The organism is Streptomyces sp. WY228 (genome assembly GCF_019287315.1).
GTDB classification, from domain to species: domain Bacteria; phylum Actinomycetota; class Actinomycetes; order Streptomycetales; family Streptomycetaceae; genus Streptomyces; species Streptomyces caviscabies.
This window is the reverse complement of the sequence record NZ_CP079114.1, coordinates 1,725,374-1,744,961: the sequence shown is the minus strand read 5'-3', so window position 1 is coordinate 1,744,961 and position 19,588 is coordinate 1,725,374. Positions and strand designations below refer to the sequence as shown.

Annotated in this window: 19 protein-coding genes; 10 read left to right on the top strand and 9 right to left on the bottom strand. The window is 71.4% G+C overall.

Going from position 1 to position 19,588, the window contains the following annotated elements; genetic code table 11:
- The first annotated feature begins 33 nt into the window (after positions 1–33).
- The 7 genes from pgk to KV381_RS07415 all read left to right on the top strand — a co-directional run bounded on the left by pgk (position 34) and on the right by KV381_RS07415 (position 6,686).
- Positions 34–1,245: a phosphoglycerate kinase gene (pgk, locus tag KV381_RS07445; protein ID WP_030078779.1), complete on the top strand. Its 1,212-nt coding sequence runs from the start codon at positions 34–36 to the stop codon at positions 1,243–1,245.
- Between the two features lie 6 nt (positions 1,246–1,251).
- On the top strand, positions 1,252–2,028 hold the full coding sequence (gene tpiA / locus KV381_RS07440) for a triose-phosphate isomerase (protein ID WP_030078777.1): 777 nt from the start codon (positions 1,252–1,254) through the stop codon (positions 2,026–2,028).
- A 116-nt stretch (positions 2,029–2,144) separates the two neighbouring features.
- Positions 2,145–2,381 carry a preprotein translocase subunit SecG gene (gene secG / locus KV381_RS07435; RefSeq protein WP_030078776.1) on the top strand — a complete coding sequence of 79 codons (237 nt, stop codon included), beginning with the start codon at positions 2,145–2,147 and terminating at the stop codon, positions 2,379–2,381.
- A gap of 104 nt (positions 2,382–2,485) precedes the next feature.
- On the top strand, positions 2,486–2,821 hold the full coding sequence (locus KV381_RS07430) for an RNA polymerase-binding protein RbpA (RefSeq protein ID WP_078566397.1): 336 nt from the start codon (positions 2,486–2,488) through the stop codon (positions 2,819–2,821).
- A 184-nt stretch (positions 2,822–3,005) separates the two neighbouring features.
- On the top strand, positions 3,006–4,664 hold the full coding sequence (gene pgi / locus KV381_RS07425) for a glucose-6-phosphate isomerase (protein WP_098025973.1): 1,659 nt from the start codon (positions 3,006–3,008) through the stop codon (positions 4,662–4,664).
- Between the two features lie 4 nt (positions 4,665–4,668).
- The gene (locus KV381_RS07420) at positions 4,669–5,175 is read left to right on the top strand and encodes a PH domain-containing protein (RefSeq protein WP_218784941.1); all 507 of its coding nucleotides are present in this window, start codon (positions 4,669–4,671) and stop codon (positions 5,173–5,175) included.
- Entirely contained in the window at positions 5,172–6,686 is a 1,515-nt protein-coding gene (locus KV381_RS07415) for a PH domain-containing protein (RefSeq protein ID WP_218784940.1), read from the top strand. The genes KV381_RS07420 and KV381_RS07415 overlap by 4 nt, the downstream gene beginning before the upstream one ends.
- 6 nt (positions 6,687–6,692) lie before the next feature.
- Here KV381_RS07415 and KV381_RS07410 read toward each other — a convergent pair whose 3' ends face one another.
- From KV381_RS07410 to tkt, 6 genes are all read right to left on the bottom strand, one after another.
- Complete coding sequence (locus tag KV381_RS07410; protein ID WP_030078769.1) at positions 6,693–7,055, bottom strand: VOC family protein; 363 nt, start codon at positions 7,053–7,055, stop codon at positions 6,693–6,695.
- 70 nt (positions 7,056–7,125) lie between these two features.
- Positions 7,126–7,908 (bottom strand): 6-phosphogluconolactonase, encoded by a 783-nt coding sequence (pgl, locus tag KV381_RS07405; protein ID WP_030078767.1) that lies wholly within the window; start codon positions 7,906–7,908, stop codon positions 7,126–7,128.
- Complete coding sequence (gene opcA / locus KV381_RS07400) at positions 7,905–8,945, bottom strand: glucose-6-phosphate dehydrogenase assembly protein OpcA (protein ID WP_030078765.1); 1,041 nt, start codon at positions 8,943–8,945, stop codon at positions 7,905–7,907. Before opcA ends, pgl begins: the two co-directional genes overlap by 4 nt.
- Positions 8,942–10,474: a glucose-6-phosphate dehydrogenase gene (gene zwf, locus KV381_RS07395; RefSeq protein ID WP_030078764.1), complete on the bottom strand. Its 1,533-nt coding sequence runs from the start codon at positions 10,472–10,474 to the stop codon at positions 8,942–8,944. Before zwf ends, opcA begins: the two co-directional genes overlap by 4 nt.
- 5 nt (positions 10,475–10,479) lie before the next feature.
- Complete coding sequence (gene tal, locus KV381_RS07390; protein ID WP_030078763.1) at positions 10,480–11,598, bottom strand: transaldolase; 1,119 nt, start codon at positions 11,596–11,598, stop codon at positions 10,480–10,482.
- Between the two features lie 34 nt (positions 11,599–11,632).
- The gene (tkt, locus tag KV381_RS07385; RefSeq protein WP_218784939.1) at positions 11,633–13,720 is read right to left on the bottom strand and encodes a transketolase; all 2,088 of its coding nucleotides are present in this window, start codon (positions 13,718–13,720) and stop codon (positions 11,633–11,635) included.
- A gap of 285 nt (positions 13,721–14,005) precedes the next feature.
- Here tkt and KV381_RS07380 point away from each other — a divergent pair, with 285 nt between their 5' ends.
- The 3 genes from KV381_RS07380 to KV381_RS07370 all read left to right on the top strand — a co-directional run bounded on the left by KV381_RS07380 (position 14,006) and on the right by KV381_RS07370 (position 16,647).
- Complete coding sequence (locus KV381_RS07380; protein ID WP_030627489.1) at positions 14,006–14,959, top strand: heme o synthase; 954 nt, start codon at positions 14,006–14,008, stop codon at positions 14,957–14,959.
- Between the two features lie 103 nt (positions 14,960–15,062).
- Positions 15,063–15,440, top strand: a complete 378-nt coding sequence (locus tag KV381_RS07375; protein ID WP_030078757.1) for a hypothetical protein — start codon at positions 15,063–15,065, stop codon at positions 15,438–15,440.
- Between the two features lie 79 nt (positions 15,441–15,519).
- Positions 15,520–16,647, top strand: a complete 1,128-nt coding sequence (locus tag KV381_RS07370; RefSeq protein ID WP_218784938.1) for an amidohydrolase family protein — start codon at positions 15,520–15,522, stop codon at positions 16,645–16,647.
- 64 nt (positions 16,648–16,711) lie between these two features.
- On the opposite strand, the gene KV381_RS07365 is transcribed toward KV381_RS07370, so the two are convergent.
- The 3 genes from KV381_RS07365 to KV381_RS07355 form a co-directional block, all read right to left on the bottom strand.
- The gene (locus tag KV381_RS07365) at positions 16,712–17,698 is read right to left on the bottom strand and encodes a heme A synthase (protein ID WP_086778555.1); all 987 of its coding nucleotides are present in this window, start codon (positions 17,696–17,698) and stop codon (positions 16,712–16,714) included.
- A gap of 78 nt (positions 17,699–17,776) precedes the next feature.
- The gene (locus KV381_RS07360; RefSeq protein ID WP_218784937.1) at positions 17,777–18,544 is read right to left on the bottom strand and encodes an ABC transporter permease; all 768 of its coding nucleotides are present in this window, start codon (positions 18,542–18,544) and stop codon (positions 17,777–17,779) included.
- Positions 18,541–19,482 carry an ABC transporter ATP-binding protein gene (locus KV381_RS07355; RefSeq protein ID WP_218784936.1) on the bottom strand — a complete coding sequence of 314 codons (942 nt, stop codon included), beginning with the start codon at positions 19,480–19,482 and terminating at the stop codon, positions 18,541–18,543. Before KV381_RS07355 ends, KV381_RS07360 begins: the two co-directional genes overlap by 4 nt.
- Between the last annotated feature and the right edge of the window lie 106 nt (positions 19,483–19,588).

Sequence of the window (19,588 nt, the reverse complement as noted above, 5' to 3'; positions counted from 1 at the left end):
CTCATCGGTCCTTCCAAGGAGTAAACGGAACAGATGAAGACGATCGACGAACTTCTCGCCGAAGGGGTCGCGGGCAAGCGGGTATTCGTCCGCGCCGACCTCAACGTGCCGCTGGACGGCACCACGATCACCGACGACGGCCGTATCCGCGCCGTTCTCCCGACGGTCGCCAAGCTCGCCGAGGCCGGCGCGCGCGTCGTCGTCGCCTCGCACCTCGGCCGACCCAAGGGCGCCCCGGACCCGGCGTTCTCGCTGGCGCCCGCCGCCGCCCGCCTGGGCGAACTCCTCGGCGCCGACGTCGCCTTCGCCACCGACACGGTCGGCGAGTCCGCCCGCGCCACGGTCGCCGGCCTCGCCGACGGCCAGGTCGCCGTCATCGAGAACCTCCGCTTCAACGCCGGCGAGACCTCCAAGGACGACGCCGAGCGCGGCGCCTTCGCCGATCAGCTGGCCGAGCTCGCCGACGTCTACGTGGGCGACGGCTTCGGCGCCGTACACCGCAAGCACGCCTCGGTCTTCGACCTCCCGGCCAGGCTCCCGCACTACGCGGGCTACCTCATCGCCACCGAGGTCGGCGTCCTGAAGAAGCTCACCACCGATGTGAAGCGGCCGTACGCGGTCGTCCTCGGCGGCGCCAAGGTCTCCGACAAGCTCGGGGTGATCGACCACCTGCTGGAGCGGGCCGACCGCATCCTGATCGGCGGCGGCATGGCGTACACCTTCCTCAAGGCCCAGGGCCACGAGGTCGGCAGCTCGCTGCTCCAGGAGGACCAGATCCCGGCCGTGCGGGAGTACCTGCGGCGCGCCGAGGAGAAGGGCGTCGAGTTCGTCCTGCCCGTCGACGTCGTGGTAGCCCCCGCCTTCCCCGACCTGAAGACCAAGGCCCCGGCCGAGCACACCACCGTCGCCGCCGACGCCATGCCGGCCGGCCAGATGGGCCTGGACAACGGACCGGAGACCAACAAGCTCTACGCCTCGAAGCTCGCCGACGCGGCCACCGTCTTCTGGAACGGCCCGATGGGCGTCTTCGAGCACCCCGACTTCGCCGACGGCACCCGCGCGGTCGCCCAGGCGCTCGTCGACTCCCCGGCCTTCAGCGTCGTCGGCGGTGGCGACTCCGCCGCGGCCGTCCGCATCCTGGGCTTCGACGAGAATGCTTTCGGACATATTTCGACCGGTGGTGGCGCGAGCCTCGAATACCTCGAGGGCAAGACGCTTCCCGGGCTCGCCGCACTGGAGGACTGACCTTTCATGACCACCCGCACCCCGCTGATGGCGGGCAACTGGAAGATGAACCTCAACCACCTCGAGGCCATCGCCCACCTCCAGAAGCTCTCCTTCGCCCTGGCCGACAAGGACTTCGAGGACGTCGAGGTCGCCGTCCTGCCGCCCTTCACCGACCTGCGCACCGTGCAGACCCTGGTCGACGGCGACAAGCTGAAGATCAAGTACGGCGCCCAGGACATCTCGGCGCACGACTCCGGCGCGTACACCGGTGAGATCTCCGGCCCCATGCTCGCCAAGCTGCGCTGCACCTACGTGGCCGTCGGCCACAGCGAGCGCCGCCAGTACCACGGCGAGAACGACGAGATCTGCAACGCCAAGGTGAAGGCCGCCTACAAGCACGGCCTGACCCCGATCCTCTGCGTCGGCGAGGGCCTGGACATCCGCAAGGCCGGTGACCAGGTCTCCTACACGCTCGCGCAGCTCGACGGCGCCCTGAAGGACGTCCCGGCGGAGCAGGCCGAGTCCATCGTGATCGCCTACGAGCCGGTCTGGGCCATCGGGACCGGCGAGGTCGCCACCCCCGAGGACGCCCAGGAGGTCTGCGGTGCGATCCGCGGCCGACTGGCCGAGCTGTACTCGCAGGAGCTGGCCGACGCCGTCCGTATCCAGTACGGCGGCTCGGTGAAGTCCGGCAACGTCGCGGCCATCATGGCGCAGCCCGACGTGGACGGCGCGCTGATCGGCGGCGCCGCGCTGGACGCCGACGAGTTCGTCAAGATCGTCCGCTTCCGCGACCAGTGAGTATGCGGTAGCGCCGATCCGTCGTACCCTTGCGGGGGCCGAGGGGGTCACCACCCCTGCGGCCCCCGCTGTACGTACAGGCAGTAGTCAAGAATTCCGGAAAGTAGGGACCAGCCGTGGTTTTGGCGTTCCAGATCGCTCTGATCGTCTTCAGCCTGCTGCTGATGCTGCTGGTGCTCATGCACAAGGGCAAGGGCGGCGGCCTCTCCGACATGTTCGGTGGCGGAATGCAGTCCTCCGTCGGTGGCTCCTCCGTCGCGGAACGTAACCTCGACCGCATCACCGTCGTGGTCGGTCTGGTCTGGTTCGCGTGCGTCGTGGTGCTCGGTCTGCTCGTCAAGCTGGACAGCTGACCGTCGTCCGCGCCTGCCGGTGACGGTGTAACTCCTTCCACTGGACGCGCGTTGGGCCTTACGTAGACTGGGGCATCGCTCGACTCACGCAGGGAGTTACGACCGTGGCAAGTGGCAACGCGATCCGGGGAAGCCGGGTCGGAGCGGGGCCGATGGGGGAGGCGGAGCGGGGCGAGTCCGCGCCGCGCGCCCGCATCTCCTTCTGGTGCTCGAACGGGCACGAGACGCAGCCGAGCTTCGCCCATGACGCGCAGGTGCCGGACATCTGGGACTGCCCGCGCTGCGGCTTCCCGGCCGGCCAGGACAAGGACAGCCCGCCCGACCCGCCCCGCACCGAGCCGTACAAGACGCATCTGGCGTACGTACGCGAGCGGCGCAGCGACGAGGACGGCGAGGCGATCCTCGCCGAGGCGCTGGCCAAGCTCCGCGGCGAGATCTGAGACTCCACCGCGGTACGGCTCCACGGACCACCCAGTCGTTCACCGGCCGGACACCTCACGGGTGTCCGGCCGTATCGCGTTCCCGCGCCACCGCCCTCCTCCACGCCGTCCGGCTCCTCGATCAATTAGGTTTGTGGGGCAGCGGGGATGCTGATGACGAGTGAGAAGTGGGCTGATATCCCGGATGAACGCAGCAAGCCGAACCAAGCTCAACCAGACGCCCGAGTGGACGGCTCTCGCCGAGCACCGTGAGGGGCTCGGCGCCCCCCAGCTGCGCGAGTTGTTCGCACGGCAGCCGGACCGCGGCACCGCCTACACCCTCCGGGTCGGCGACCTCCACCTCGACTACTCCAAGCACCTGGTCACCGACGAGACGCTGCGCCTGCTGCGCGAGCTCGCCGCCGCCACCGGGGTCGCGGAGCTGCGGGACGCGATGTTCCGCGGCGAGAAGATCAACACCACCGAGGACCGGGCGGTCCTGCACACCGCGCTCCGCGCCCCGCGCGACGCGGTGATCGAGGTCGACGGTGAGAATGTCGTCCCCGCCGTGCACGCCGTCCTGGACAAGATGGCCGGCTTCGCCGAGAAGGTCCGCTCCGGACAGTGGACCGGCCACACCGGCAAGCCGATCAAGAACATCGTCAACGTCGGCATCGGCGGCTCCGACCTCGGCCCCGCCATGGCGTACGAGGTGCTGCGCTCCTTCACCGACCGCGCGCTCACCGTCCGCTTCGTCTCCAACGTCGACGGCGCCGACCTGCACGAGGCCGTCCGCGACCTCGACCCGGCCGAGACGCTGTTCGTCATCGCCTCGAAGACGTTCACGACGATCGAGACCATCACCAACGCCACCTCCGCCCGGGACTGGCTGCTGACCGAGCTGAAGGCCGGTCAGGACGCCGTCGCCCAGCACTTCGTGGCCCTGTCGACCAATGCCGAGAAGGTCGAGGAGTTCGGCATCGACACGGCCAACATGTTCGAGTTCTGGGACTGGGTCGGCGGCCGCTACTCCTTCGACTCGGCGATCGGCCTCTCGCTGATGGTCGCCATCGGCCCGGACCGCTTCCGCGAGATGCTGGAGGGCTTCCACCTCGTCGACGAGCACTTCCGCACCGCGCCGCCCGAGGAGAACGCCCCGCTCCTCCTCGGCCTCCTCGGCGTCTGGTACGGCAACTTCTTCGATGCCCAGTCGCACGCGGTGCTGCCCTACAGCCACTACCTCTCCCGGTTCACCGCCTATCTCCAGCAGCTCGACATGGAGTCCAACGGCAAGTCCGTCGACCGCGACGGCGACCCCGTGGACTGGCAGACCGGGCCGGTCGTCTGGGGCACGCCCGGCACCAACGGGCAGCACGCGTACTACCAGCTGATCCACCAGGGCACCAAGCTGATCCCGGCGGACTTCATCGGCTTCGCCGCCCCGGTCCACGACCTGCTGCCCGGGCTGATCGCCCAGCACGACCTGCTGATGGCCAACTTCTTCGCCCAGACCCAGGCGCTCGCCTTCGGCAAGACGCCCGAGGAGGTCCGGGCGGAGGGCGTGCCCGAGGACCTGGTCCCGCACAAGACGTTCCGGGGCAACCACCCCACGACGACGATCCTCGCCGACAAGCTGACCCCCTCGGTCCTCGGCCAGCTCATCGCGCTCTACGAGCACAAGGTCTTCGTCCAGGGCGCCATCTGGAACATCGACTCCTTCGACCAGTGGGGCGTCGAGCTCGGCAAGGTCCTCGCCAAGAAGATCGAGCCGCTGTTGACCGGTGACGGCGGCGCGGACGCCGGGCAGCTCGACAGCTCCACCGCCGCCCTGGTCGACGCCTACCGCACGCTGCGCGGGCGCTGATCCGATGCCACAGGGGGAGGGGACGGCGGTGGTGCTGCGGCCGCCGCGCAACACGCTGAACGAGCGGGCCGTCGGCTGGTGGCGGGCCCAGTGGCTGCTGCTGACGGCCGTGCCCGTCGTGCCGCTCGCGGTGCTGGGCGCGCTGATCGCCCCGGCCCGCTTCTGGCTGCTGCTGCCCGCCGCGGTCCTGGCCGTGGCGGGCACGGCGGCCGCCGTCCTCTTCCCCCTGTGGTGGTTCCGTACGCACCGCTGGGAGGTCACCGAGGAAGCGGTGTACGTCCGCACCGGGTTCTTCTGGCAGGAGTGGCGGATCGCCCCGATGTCCCGGATCCAGACCGTGGACACCGTGCGCGGCCCACTGGAGCAGTTCTTCCGGCTCGCCACCGTCACGGTCACCACCGCCTCCGCCAAGGGCGCGGTACGGATCGCCGGGCTGGACCACGAGGTCGCCGCCGACCTCGCCGGGCAGCTCACCCGGATCACCCGCGACACCCCCGGCGACGCCACGTGAGCACCGTCGCCCCGCCAGCCGACTGGCACCGCCTCGACCCCCGTACGGTCCTGGTCACCGCCCTCGTCGTGGCGGGGGTCGTCGCGGGTGCGGCCATCCCGGTCACGCTCGGGCTCACCCGCTGGTTCAGCCTCCCCGTCGCCGTGCTCCAGGTGTTCGCCGGAGCCGTCCTGGTCATCGGGGCCGCGGCGGGCGCCGACCGGGTCCGCTGGCACCGCACCCGCTACCGGATCGGCGAGGAGCGCGTCGACCTCCACACCGGCCTGCTGATCGTCAAGCGCCGTTCCCTGGCCCGCGGCCGTATCCGCACGGTCGATCTCACCGCCAACCTGCTGCTGCGCCTCCTGGGCCTGGTCACCGTCAGGATCGGCACCGGCGAACAGGGCTCGGAGTCCACCCTCGAACTGGACCCGGTCACCCGCACCGAGGGCGAACGGCTGCGCCGCCTCCTCCTGGAGCGCGCCGCCACCGCACCCCCCGGCGTCCACCGCGAGGGCGAACTGGCCGTCCTGGACCCCCGCTGGATCCGTTACGCCCCGGTCTCCTTCGTCGCCCCCATGCTCGGCGGGGCGGCTGCCGGGGCCGTGATGCAGGTCAGCGACTGGGTCGGGGCCCAGGGCCAGGTCATCGAGTGGGTCGGCGACCGCTTCCGGGAGACCCCGCTGCTCTGGGTGATCATCGTCCTGGTCCTGGCCGCCCTGGTCGCGGGCGTCGTCGGGGCGCTCGGCCTCTGGATCGAGATGTGGTGGAACTACCGCCTGGAGCGCGAACCGGGCGGCACCCTGCGGGTGCGGCGCGGACTGTTCACCTCCCGGTCCATCTCCGTCGAGGAGGCCCGGCTGCGCGGCGTCGACCTGGTCGAGCCGCTGGGCGTCCGGCTGCTCGGCGCGGCCCGCCTCGACGCCATCACCACCGGCCTGGCCAAGGACCACGAGGCCAGGAACGCCGACCACAACACCCTGCTCCCGGCCGCACCCCGGACCCGGGCCGACGCCGTCGCCGCCGACGTCCTGCGCGAGGCGGACACCCCGACCGGCGCCGCGCTCACCCCGCACCCGCGCGCCGCCCGGGGCCGCCGGCTGCGCTGGTCGCTCGCCGCGGTCCTCGGCCCGGTCCTGGTCCTGACGCTCCTCGGGGCACTGCTCACGCCGGTGCTGCTGTGGATCGCGCTCGGCTGTGCGGTGGTGGCCGCCCCGGTGGCGGTGGTGCTCGCCCTGGACGCGTACCGGGCGCTCGGACACACGCTCTCCGGCCGCTATCTGGTCACCCGCTCCGGCACGGTCCGCCGCTCCACGGCCGCCCTGGAGCGGGCCGGCGTGATCGGCTGGACGGTCAAGCAGTCGGTCTTCCAGCGCCGGGCCGGACTGCTGACCATCACGGCCACCACGGCCGCCGGAGGGGGCGCGTACACGGCGTACGACACCGACGCCGCCGAGGGCCTCACCTTCGCCGCCGAGGCCGTCCCCGGGCTGCTGGAGCCCTTCCTGGAGCGCCCGCCGAAGGACGTCTGAGGCCGGTCAGCCGCCGTGCGTCGTGTCGATGACGCAGAAGCGGTTGCCCTCGGGGTCCGCGAGCACCACGAAGTCCGGGTCCGGCGGATAGAGGTCCCACGCGACCCTGGTCGCCCCGAGCCCGATCAGCCGCTCCACCTCGGCCTCCCGGGTGTCGGAGTACAGGTCGAGGTGGACCCGGGGGACCTCCTGCACGGGGGAGGTGGAGCGCCCCAACGACACGCCGACGCCGGGCCCTTCGACCGGGACCAGCACCACCCAGTCGTCCGTGCCCTCTTCGCGTTCGGTGTAGGTGAGCGCCGCCTTCCAGAAAGCGGCGGCCCTGCTCACGTCGGTCGCACCCATCACCACGGTTCCGATATGCACCATGGCGCGAGCCTTTCACGACGAAGGCCCGGACCGCTCGGGAAGAGCGGGCCGGGCCTTCGGGGGTGAACGCTCAGGCGGAGGCGGGCGGATACAGCGCGCGCGGCAGCTGCGAGGCCGCCGCCGCGTCCAGCAGCCACAGCGTGCGGCTGCGGCCGTACGCACCCGCCGCCGGGGCCTGGATCTCCCCGGCCCCGGACAACGCGATGGCCGCGGCCTCCGCCTTGTCCTCGCCGGCCGCCAGCAGCCACACCTCGCGCGCCGCGCGGATCGCCGGCAGCGTCAGCGAGACGCGCACCGGCGGCGGCTTGGGAGCCCCGTGCACACCGACGACGGTGCGCTCGGTCTCCCGTACCGCGGGCAGCTCCGGGAAGAGCGAGGCCACATGCGTGTCCGGGCCGACGCCCAGCATCAGCACGTCGAACGTGGGCACCGGACCGTGGTCCTCGGGACCCGCGGCGGCGGCCAGTTCGGCGGCGTAACCGGCCGCCGCGGCATCCGCGTCGTCGCCGTACGGGCCGTCGGACGCGGGCATCGCGTGCACCCGGGCCGGGTCGAGATCCACCGCGTCGAGCAGCGCCGCACGGGCCTGGGTGACATTGCGCTCCGGGTCGCCCTCCGGCAGGAACCGCTCGTCGCCCCACCACAGGTCCAGCCGCGACCAGTCGACCGCGTCCCGGGCGGGCGCGGCGGCGAGCGCGGCCAGCAGGCCGTTGCCGTTGCGCCCGCCGGTCAGCACCACCGAGGCATGGCCCCGGGAGGCCTGGGCGTCCACGATCCTCGTGATCAGCCGGGCCGCCGCGGCCTGGGCCATCAGCTCCTTGTCGCGGTGGACGACCAGTTGAGGAGGCGTCACTTGGAGGCCGCCTTCTTGGCCGGGGCCTTCTTCGCCGCGGGAGCCTTGGCCTCGGGGGTCTTGTCGGCCTTGTCCGCGGCGCCTTCGACCGGCTTGGCCGTGACCTCGCCGCCCGCGTGCAGCTTGTCGACGCCGAACTTCACCGCCGAGGCGTAGGTGTTGTCCGGGTCGAGCCGGCGCAGCTCCTCCGCCAGCAGCTCGGAGGTGTCCCGGCGCTTGAGCGCCACCGCGCGGTCCGGCTGGTTCTGCATGGAGAGCGTGGCCAGCGAGCCGTCGGCCCGGTCCAGGACGATGACGCCGTTCTTCGTCTCCATCCGGACCGCGGTGAGACCGGGGCCCTGGGAGAGCGTGCGCTCCACCGGGACGCCCAGCCGGTCCGCGAGCCACATGGCCAGCAGCTCGCAGCTCGGGTTGTCGCTCTCGCCCTCGACGGTCGCGGCGATGACCTCGGCCGGCTGCTGGTCCAGCGCGGCGGCCAGCATCGAGCGCCACGGCGTGATCCGGGTCCAGGCCAGATCGGTGCTGCCGGGGCTGTACGTCGCCGCCCGCACCGCCAGCTCCTCGATCGGGTGCTCGGCGGAGTAGGTGTCGGTGATGCGGCGCTGGGCGAGCGCCCCGAGCGGGTCCTTCGCCGGGTCGGCGGGGGCGTCCTCGGGCCACCACACCACGACCGGGGCGTCCGGCAGCAACAGCGGCAGGACCACCGACTGGGCGTGGTTGGCCAGCTCGCCGTGGAGGCGCAGGACGACCGTCTCGCCGGTCCCGGCGTCCGATCCGACCCGGACCTCGGCGTCGAGCCGGGCGTCCCGGCGGGCCCGCGGCGAACGGCTGACCCGCTTGATCACCGCGATGATCCGCGAGGGGTGCTCGCGGGAGGCGTCGCCGGCCGACTTGAGCGCGTCGTACGCGTTCTCCTCGTCGGTGACGATGACCAGCGTGAGCACCATGCCGATGGCGGGGGTGCCGATCGCCCGGCGGGCCGAGACCAGCGCCTGGTTGATCTTGCTGGACGTGGTTTCCGTGAGATCGATCTTCATGGCCGCCTCCAGCTCCGTCCGTCACGTGCGAGCATCTCGTCGGCCTCGGCCGGACCCCAGGTGCCGGCCGCGTACTTCGCGGGCTTGCCGTGCTTCTCCCAGTACTCCTCGATCGGGTCGAGGATGGTCCAGGAGAGTTCGACCTCCTGGTGGCGGGGGAAGAGGTTGGCGTCGCCGAGCAGGACGTCCAGGAGGAGCCGCTCGTACGCCTCCGGGCTGGACTCCGTGAACGACTCGCCGTACGCGAAGTCCATCGTGACGTCCCGGACCTCCATCGAGGTGCCGGGCACCTTGGAGCCGAAGCGCACGGTGACGCCCTCGTCCGGCTGGACCCGGATGACCAGGGCGTTGCCGCCCAGCTCCTCGGTCGCGCTCGACTCGAAGGGCAGATAGGGGGCGCGCTTGAAGACGACCGCGATCTCCGTGACCCGGCGGCCGAGCCGCTTTCCGGTCCGGAGGTAGAACGGCACGCCCGCCCAGCGGCGGTTGTTGATCGTCAGCTTGATCGCCGCGTAGGTGTCGGTCGTCGACTTGGGGTCGATGCCGTCCTCCTCGCAGTAGCCGAGGACCTCCTCGCCGCCCTGCCAGGCGTGCTCGTACTGGGCGCGCACGGTGTGCGCACCGAGGTCCTCGGGCAGCTCGACGGCGGTGAGCACCTTGAGCTTCTCGGCGACCAGGGCCTTCGGGTGGAAGGAGCCGGGCTCCTCCATCGCGGTCAGCGCCAGCAGCTGGAGCAGGTGGTTCTGGATGACGTCACGGGCGGCGCCGATGCCGTCGTAGTAGCCGGCCCGGCCGCCGATGCCGATGTCCTCGGCCATCGTGATCTGTACGTGGTCGACGTAGGACCGGTTCCAGATCGGCTCCCACATCGTGTTGGCGAACCGCAGCGCCAGGATGTTCTGGACCGTCTCCTTCCCCAGGTAGTGGTCGATCCGGAAGACCTCGTTGGGCGGGAAGACGTCGTGCACGAGCTGGTTGAGCTCCTGCGCGCTGGCCAGGTCGTGACCGAAGGGCTTCTCGATGACGGCACGCCGCCAGGAGCCCTCCTTCTGGTCGGCCAGGCCGTGCTTCTTCAGCTGCTGGACGACCTTGGGGAAGAACTTCGGCGGCACGGAGAGGTAGAAGGCGAAGTTGCCGCCCGTCCCCTGTGCCTTGTCGAGCTCCTCGATGGTCGCCTTGAGGGTCTCGAACGCCTCGTCGTCGTCGAAGTTGCCCTGGACGAAGCGCATCCCCTGGATGAGCTGCTGCCAGACCTCCTCGCGGAACGGCGTACGGGCGTGCTCCTTGACGGCGTCGTGGACGACCTGCGCGAAGTCCTCGTCCTCCCAGTCGCGGCGCGCGAAACCGATGAGCGAGAAGCCCGGCGGAAGCAGGCCGCGATTGGCCAGGTCGTAGACGGCAGGCATCAGCTTTTTACGGGACAAATCGCCCGTGACGCCAAAGATGACCAGGCCCGACGGCCCCGCGATACGCGGGAGCCGTCGGTCCTGTGCGTCACGGAGCGGGTTGGCTCCGGGAACAGCAGACAAAGTGGTCAGCCCTCCGAGGGGGCGAGGCGCGAAAGCTCCGCCTCGGTCGACTTGAGCAGGTCGTTCCAGGACGCCTCGAACTTCTCGACGCCCTCGTCCTCCAGCACCTGCACGACGTCGTCGTACGAGATGCCGAGCTTCTTGATCGCGTCGAGGTCGGCGCGCGCCTGGTCGTAGCCGCCGGAGACGGTGTCACCGGTGATCTCGCCATGGTCGGCCACCGCTTCCAGCGTCGCCTCCGGCATGGTGTTCACCGTGTTCGGCGCCACCAGCTCGTCGACGTACAGCGTGTCCTTCAGCGCCGGGTCCTTGACGCCGGTCGAGGCCCACAGCGGACGCTGCTTGTTGGCCTGCGCCTTGTCCAGGGCCGCCCAGCGGTCGGAGGAGAAGACCTCCTCGTACGCCTCGTAGGCCAGCCGGGCGTTGGCCAGCGCGGACTTGCCCTTGGCCGCCTTCGCCTCGTCCGAGCCGATGGCGTCCAGACGCTTGTCGATCTCGGTGTCCACCCGGGACACGAAGAACGAGGCCACCGAGTGGATCTTGGAGAGGTCCAGGCCCGCGGCCTTCGCCTTCTCCAGGCCCGCCAGGTAGGCGTCCATGACCGCGCGGTAGCGCTCCAGCGAGAAGATCAGCGTCACATTGACGCTGATGCCCCGGCCGATCGTCTCGGTGATCGCCGGCAGGCCGGCCTTGGTCGCCGGGATCTTGATGAGCGTGTTCGGCCGGTCCACCAGCCAGGCCAGCTGCTTGGCCTCGGCGACGGTGGCGACGGTGTTGTGGGCCAGGCGCGGGTCGACCTCGATGGAGACCCGGCCGTCCTGGCCGTCGGTGGCGTCGAAGACCGGGCGCAGGATGTCGGCGGCGTCGCGGACGTCCGCCGTCGTGATCATGCGCAGCGCTTCCTCGACGGTGACCTTGCGGGCGGCGAGGTCGGTGAGCTGCTGCTCGTAACCGTCGCCCGAGGAGATCGCCTTCTGGAAGATCGACGGGTTGGTGGTGACGCCGACGACATGGCTCTGGTCGATCAGCTCGGCCAGGTTGCCGGACGTGATCCGCTTGCGCGACAGGTCGTCGAGCCAGATCGCCACGCCCTCGTCGGAGAGGCGCTTGAGTGCGTCTGTCATGAGTTGCATCTCCTACTAGTCGTATCTACCGGCGTCAGCGCGCGGCGGCTTCGAGAGATTCCCGCGCGGCGGCGGCCACGTGCTCGGGCGTGAAGCCGAACTCGCGGAACAGCACCTTCGCGTCGGCCGAGGCGCCGAAGTGCTCCAGCGAGACGATCCGGCCCGCGTCGCCCACGTACCGGTACCAGGTCAGGCCGATGCCCGCCTCGACGGCGACGCGCGCCTTGACCGACGGCGGCAGCACGCTGTCCTTGTACGCCTGGTCCTGCTCCTCGAACCACTCGACCGACGGCATCGAGACCACCCGGGTCGGCACACCGGCCGCCTGGAGCTGCTCGCGCGCCTCGACGGCGACATGGACCTCGGAACCGGTCGCGATGAGCAGCACCTGCGGCTCGCCACCGTCGGCCTCGAAGAGGACGTAACCGCCCTTGGCCGCGTTCTCGTTCGCCTCGTACGTCGGCACGCCCTGGCGGGTCAGCGCCAGACCGTGCGGGGCGCCCTTGCCGAACACCTTGGTGTAGCGGCGCAGGATCTCGCGCCAGGCGATGGCGGTCTCGTTGGCGTCGGCCGGGCGCACGATGTTCAGGCCCGGGATGGCGCGCAGCGCGGCCAGGTGCTCGACCGGCTGGTGGGTCGGACCGTCCTCGCCGAGGCCGATCGAGTCGTGCGTCCACACGTACGTCACCGGCAGGTGCATCAGCGCGGAGAGCCGCACCGCGTTGCGCATGTAGTCGGAGAACACCAGGAAGGTGCCGCCGTAGATGCGGGTGTTGCCGTGCAGCGCGATGCCGTTCATGGCGGCGGCCATGGCGTGCTCGCGGATGCCGAAGTGGATCGTCCGGCCGTACGGGTCGGCCTCCGGCAGCGGGTTGCCCGCCGGGAGGAACGACGACGTCTTGTCGATCGTCGTGTTGTTCGAGCCCGCGAGGTCGGCGGAGCCGCCCCACAGCTCGGGCACGATCTCGCCGAGCGCCTGGAGCACCTTGCCGGACGCGGCACGGGTGGCCAGGCCCTTGCCGGGCTCGAAGACCGGGAGCTTCTCCTCCCAGCCCTCGGGCAGCTCGCCCGCGGCGATCCGGTCGAAGGAGGCGGCGCGCTCCGGGTTGGCCGTGCGCCAGGCGGCGAACGACTTGTCCCACTCGGCGCGGGCCTCGCGGCCGCGGTCCAGGGCCTGGCGGGTGTGGCCGATGACCTCGTCGGAGACCTCGAAGGTCTGCTCCGGGTCGAAGCCGAGGACCTGCTTGGTCGCCGCGATCTCGTCGTCGCCGAGCGCCGAGCCGTGCGCGGCCTCGGTGTTCTGGGCGTTCGGGGCGGGCCAGGCGATGATCGAGCGGGCCGCGATGAACGAGGGGCGCTCGGTCTCGGCCTTGGCCGCCTGGAGCGCCGCGTACAGACCCGCCGGGTCCAGGTCGCCGTTGGGCGCCTGGTCGACCCGCTGGACGTGCCAGCCGTACGCCTCGTACCGCTTGATGGTGTCCTCGGAGACCGCGGTCTCCGTGTCGCCCTCGATCGAGATGTGGTTGTCGTCCCAGAGCAGGACCAGGTTGCCCAGCTTCTGGTGCCCGGCCAGCGAGGACGCCTCGGCCGAGATGCCCTCCTGGAGGCAGCCGTCACCCGCGACGACCCACACCATGTGGTCGAACGGGGAGGTGCCGGGGGCCGCCTCGGGGTCGAACAGGCCGCGCTCGTAGCGGGCGGCCATCGCCATGCCCACCGCGTTGGCGACACCCTGGCCCAGCGGACCGGTGGTCGTCTCGACGCCGGTGGTGTGGCCGTACTCCGGGTGGCCCGGGGTCTTCGAGCCCCAGGTGCGGAAAGCCTTGAGGTCGTCCAGCTCCAGGCCGTATCCGGCGAGGTAGAGCTGGATGTAGAGGGTCAGGCTGGAGTGGCCGGCGGAGAGGACGAACCGGTCGCGGCCGGTCCACTCGGCGTCCGCGGGGTCGTGCCGCATCACCTTCTGGAAGAGGGTGTACGCGGCAGGCGCGAGGCTCATGGCCGTGCCCGGGTGGCCGTTTCCGACTTTCTGTACGGCGTCCGCGGCGAGAACACGGGCGGTGTCCACGGCCCGCTGGTCCACATCGGTCCACTGGAGGTCTGTGGTGGTCGGCTTGATGCTCACCCTGAGTCAGGGCTCCTCTCCACTGTTGTAAACCGGTGACTGTTGCCGCACCGGGCGCTGTCGAGCCTACCCCCGTTGCCGGACACGGTTTCCGTGCACTTTCCAGGGTGTGGGCGACCCGTGGACTTCGCCTCCCGACGGAATGCACATCCGGCGAACAGTCACCCTCAACACGACCCCACCCCCGCGAAGGGCGGTGTATCCCCAACGTCTAGAGTGGTCGAGTTCGCGCAAGTCTTCACAAGGGCCTCCGGCCCGGAGCTTGCTGGGATTTCTCTGTCAGGGGTGTGCGTGACGGCCGTCGAGTCCCGACCCGCAGGGGTCGCCTTGACTCCCAGCCCAGGGGGCCATCGCCCGTTCGGGGCCCGCGTCAAGGCATTCGTGGCGCTTACCAAGCCACGGATCATCGAGCTGCTGCTCATCACCACCGTTCCGGTGATGTTCCTGGCTGCCCAGGGAGTACCCGATCTGTGGCTCGTTCTCACGACCACCATCGGGGGATATCTCTCCGCGGGCGGCGCCAACGCGCTCAACATGTACATCGACCGGGACATCGACGCGCTGATGGACCGCACGTCCCAGCGCCCGCTGGTCACGGGCATGGTCAGCCCCCGCGAATGCCTGGCCTTCGGCATCGGCCTCGCGGTGTTCTCCACGCTCTGGTTCGGACTGCTGGTCAACTGGCTCTCGGCCGCCCTGGCGCTCGGCGCGCTGCTCTTCTACGTCGTCGTCTACACGATGCTGCTGAAGCGCCGCACCTCCCAGAACATCGTCTGGGGCGGCATCGCGGGCTGCATGCCGGTCCTCATCGGCTGGTCGGCCGTGACGAACACGGTCTCCTGGGCCGCCGTCATCCTCTTCGCCGTCATCTTCTTCTGGACGCCGCCGCACTACTGGCCGCTGTCGATGAAGGTCAAGGACGACTACGCCCGGGTCGGCGTCCCGATGCTCCCGGTCGTCGCCTCCAACCGGGTGGTCGCCAAGCAGATCGTCCTCTACAGCTGGGTGATGGTCGCGGTCTCGCTGCTGCTCACCCCGCTCGGCTACACCGGCTGGTTCTACACGGCGGTGGCGCTGCTGTCCGGCGGCGCCTGGCTCTGGGAGGCGCACGGCCTGCAGAACCGGGCCAAGGCCGGGGTGACCGGGGCCAAGCTCAAGGAGATGCGGCTGTTCCACTGGTCCATCACCTATGTCTCGCTCCTCTTCCTCGCCGTCGCGGTGGACCCCTTCCTCCGCTGACAGCCCCTGAACACCCCGCTTCCGGCGTACGGGCGGGTCGCGTGGCACAAGCCACGTGACCCGCCCGTCGCCAGTTCATCTACCCGTCGGTAGCATCCTGTTCATGGCAGAGACGGCAACAGACGCAGCAGAGACCGGGCAGACCTCGCGCACGGACGCCCGGAAGGCGGCGCGCGCGGAGCGCAGGGCGACGAAGCTCGCCCACCAGATCGGCGCCTTCGCCAAGGAACACGGCGGAGCCGAGGGGCAGCTCGCCTACATCGGCGAGGCCGGCGCCCGTATCGTCCTGGTCGGCCAGGACGGCGCCTGGGGCGACCTGGTGGCCCCGACCTACGCGGTGGCCGAGAGCGCGGCCACGAAGTCCGGCATCACGATGCACGAGGAGTTCGACGGCGAGTTCGCCCTCAAGGTCCGCACTGGCCCGTACGAGTGGTCCCGGATGGCCGGTATCCAGGTCGGCGGCCCGTCCAACGACCGCTGAGGCTTCCGCCCGGACGGTGTCCCGCCCGGGGGCTCACCCGTTAGGCCGTGCATACGCACGCCGTCCCAGGGAGCCCCGGATGACCGACCCCGTGCCCGTGGCCGACCTGGTCGACCAGAACTGCCACGGCGTCCTGCGCACCGAGCTGGGCCTCGGCACCTTCGAGGCCCGGCTCACCGCCGCCGGCGGCGCTCCGCCCGCCTCCGGCACCACCTTCTTCGACAGCCAGACCGGCTTCGCCGTGCGCCGCTGGTGCCCGCCGCCGCTCGGCCTCGAAGCGCACTGCCCGCCCGCCCACTACCTGGCCCGCCGCCGGGAGCTGGGCGTCGCCGAGACCTCCCGCCGCCTGCTGCGCGCCTCCGGGGTCTCCGCCCACCTCGTCGACACCGGACCGGCCGGCGACCTCACGGGACCGGCCGAGCTGGCCTCGGCGGCCGGCTCCCAGGGCCGGGAGATCGTCCGGCTGGAAGTCCTCGCCGAACAGGTCGCCGACACCTCCGGCACCGTCGACGCCTTCCTCGTCAACCTGGGCGAGGCCGTCCACACCGCCGCCTCCTCGGCCGTCGCGTTCACCTCCGGCGGCACCGACGGCCCCTTCGCCGCCCCCGAGCCGCCGGGCCCGGTCCGGGTGCGGGCGGCGGCCGGCCGGTGGCTGGCCGGGCGGGATGAGGAGCGCAGGGACGCCCGCCGGGGCGCGGGGGACCGGGACCGCCGCCCGGTGTCCGCCGAGCCGGAGCTGCTGGACCATCTGCGCTGGTCCGCGGTGGCGTGCGGGCTGCCGCTCCAGCTGCGCCTGGGCGCCGCGGACCCGGCCCGTCTCGCGGACTTCGCCGCCGCGACCGAGGGGCACGGCTGTGCCCTGGTGCTCCTGCACGGCTACCCGTACCACCGGCAGGCCGCGGCGCTGGCCGGGCGGCACCCGCATGTCTACGCGGACCTCGGGGCCGTGGCGGCGCGTACCGGGGCGCGGGCGGCCGGCGTGCTCGCGGAGATCATGGAGCTCGCGCCGTTCGGCAAACTGCTGTTCTCCAGCGGGGCGCAGGGGCTGCCGGAGCTGCATCTGGTGGGCGCGCGGCAGTTCCGCGAGGCGCTCGGGCGGGTGCTGGGCGACTGGGTCGCGGACGGCGCCTGGACCCGTGAGGACGCGGCCCGGGTCGCCACGATGATCGGTTCGGGCAACGCGCGCCGGGTGTACGGGCTGGAGTGAGCAGCGGTGAGGGGCGGCAGGCTCCCCGAGCCCACCGCCCCTCACCCGCCGTACGTGTGTCGGGTCAGACGGCCGTCGCCGGTGCCGTCTCCGACTGCTCGGCGGCCGGGCCGGGCAGCGGGGCGGGCACGTCGTCGCCGCGCTCGCGCATGCTCAGGACGAGCCGGACCACGGCGATCAACAGGATGGCCGAGCCGAACATGTGGACGCCGACCAGGATCTCCGGGACGTCGCTGAAGTACTGGACGTACCCGATCGCGCCCTGGGCGAGCAGCACGAGCAGCAGGTCACGGGCGCGGGCCCGGGTGTCGGCGGGGGCGTCGACCACCCGCAGGGCCAGCCACATCGCGATGGCCAGGGCGCAGACCACCCAGGCGGCGATGGCGTGCACATGGGCGGCGGCCGACCAGTCCCACGGCATGCGCGGTACGTCGCTGCTGTCGCCGGCGTGCTTGCCGGAACCCGTCACCGAGGTGCCCAGCACGATCAGCACCACCGTGGTTGCCACGATCGCCCAGGTCAGCCGGCGCACCGGCAGCGGGGCCCGGGGCCGCGGCGGGCCGTCGCCCTCGCCGATCCGCACCCAGGTGACCACGGCGACCGCGAGGAGCACGTTGGCCAGCAGGAAGTGCCCGGCCACCGTCCACGGGTTGAGGCCCGCCCAGACGGTGATCCCGCCGAGCACGGCGTTGCCCAGCACGATCCAGAACTGCAACCAGGCGAGCCGGGTCAGCTTGCGGCGGCGCGGCTTCATCGAGCTGACGGCGATGATCGCCCAGCCGACCGCGGCCGACAGCACATAGGTCAGCATCCGGTTGCCGAACTCGATCGCGCCGTGCAGCCCCTGCTCGGGCGTCGCGAACAGGCTGTCGTCGGTGCACTTGGGCCAGGTGTCGCAGCCGAGGCCCGAACCGGTGAGCCGGACGGCCCCGCCGGTGATGATGATGAAGACGCTCATCACGACGGCGGAGAGCGCGGCGCGCTTCACCGCCTTGGTGGACGGCGTCCAGCGCTTGGCGATGAGGGAGATGGGGGTTTCCACGCGGACCATCGTAGGACGGGGCTTGTGCGCGTTTTCACGAGGGGTGGTTCATGGCGGCTTGCCCGGGAAGATCCCTGCCGCCGCGTGCTACTCCCAGCGGAAGAACTTCGCCGCAGCGCCGAGCCCCAGCACCGCCCACACCGCCAGGATCCCGGCCTGGGCCCACGGCATCGACGCACCGTGCTGGAGGACGTCCCGCAGCCCCTCGGAGAGCGCCGAGACGGGCAGCAGCCCCAGCACCGACTGCACCGCGTCCGGGAACTTCTCCAGCGGCACGATGACTCCGCCGCCGACCAGCAGCAGCAGGAACACCAGGTTGGCGGCGGCGAGTGTCGCCTCCGCCTTCAGCGTCCCGGCCATCAGCAGCCCGAGGCCGGAGAACGCGGCGGTGCCGAGGACGAGCAGCAGCAGTACGGCGAGCGGGTTGCCGTGCGGCGACCAGCCGAGCGCGAAGGCGATGACCGTCAGCAGCACGATCTGGAGCACCTCGGTGACCAGCACCGACAGCGTCTTCGCGGTCATCAGCGCCCAGCGGGGCAGCGGGGAGGCCCCGAGCCGCTTGAGGACCCCGTAACGGCGCTCGAAGCCGGTGGCGATGGCCTGGCCGGTGAAGGCCGTGGACATCACGGCGAGCGCCAGGACGCCCGGGGCCAGGAAGTCGACCGACGCTCCCGGGCCGGTGTCCACGATGTCGACCGCGCTGAACAGCACCAGCAGCAGCGTCGGGATGATCACCGTCAGCAGCAGCTGCTCGCCGTTGCGCAGCAGCATCCGGGTCTCCAGCGCGGTCTGCGCGGCGATCATCCGGGGGAGCGGGGCGGCTCCGGGGCGCGGGGTGTACGTACCGGCGCTCATGCGTGCGGCTCCTTGCCGGCCAGTTCCTTGCCGGTCAGTTCGAGGAAGACGTCCTCCAGGGTGTGCCGCTCCACCGAGATGCCCTCGGGCATCACGCCGTGCTGGGCGCACCAGGAGGTCACGGTGGCCAGCAGCTGCGGGTCGACGGCCCCGGTGATCCGGTACGTCCCCGGCAGCGGCTCGGCGGCCCCGGAGCCGTCGGGCAGCGCCTTGACCAGGGAGCCGAGGTCCAGCCCCGTACGCCCGGTGAAGCGCAGGGTGTTCTCCGCGCCGCCCCGGCAGAGCTGCTCCGGGCTGCCCTGGGCGATGACCCGGCCCGCGTCGATGATCGCGACGTCGTCGGCGAGCGCCTCGGCCTCGTCCATGAAGTGGGTGGTCAGCACCACGGACACCCCGTCGGCGCGCAGCTCGCGCACCAGGTCCCAGGTGGAGCGGCGGGCCTGCGGGTCGAGCCCGGCGGTCGGCTCGTCCAGGAAGACCAACTCGGGTCGGCCGATGACCGCCATGGCCAGGGAGAGGCGCTGCTGCTGGCCGCCGGAGAGCCGCCGGTAGGTGGTGCGGCCGCAGTCGCCGAGGCCGAGGCGCTCGATCAGGGCGTCCACGTCGAGCGGGTGGGCGTGCAGCCTGGCCATGTGGCGCAGCATCTCGTCGGCGCGGGCGCCGGAGTAGACGCCGCCGGACTGGAGCATCACCCCGATCCGCGGGCGCAGCCGCTCCGCGTCGGCGACCGGGTCGAGCCCGAGGACCCGTACGGTGCCCGCGTCGGGGCGGCGGTAGCCCTCGCAGGTCTCGATCGTGGTGGTCTTCCCGGCGCCGTTCGGGCCGAGGACGGCGGTCACCGCGCCGGTCGCGACCATCAGATCGAGGCCGTTCACCGCGGTCTTCGTGCCGTACCGCTTCACCAGGCCTCTGACCTGTACGACGGGCTCGTTCTCCATGGCGCGTAAGTCTAGGCAGGGTCCCGGAGGGGGCGGCTCCCGGGGCCAGATTAGGTAACCCTAAGTGACGAACCACACCGAAGATCGTTCCGGACCGTGGTTGTCA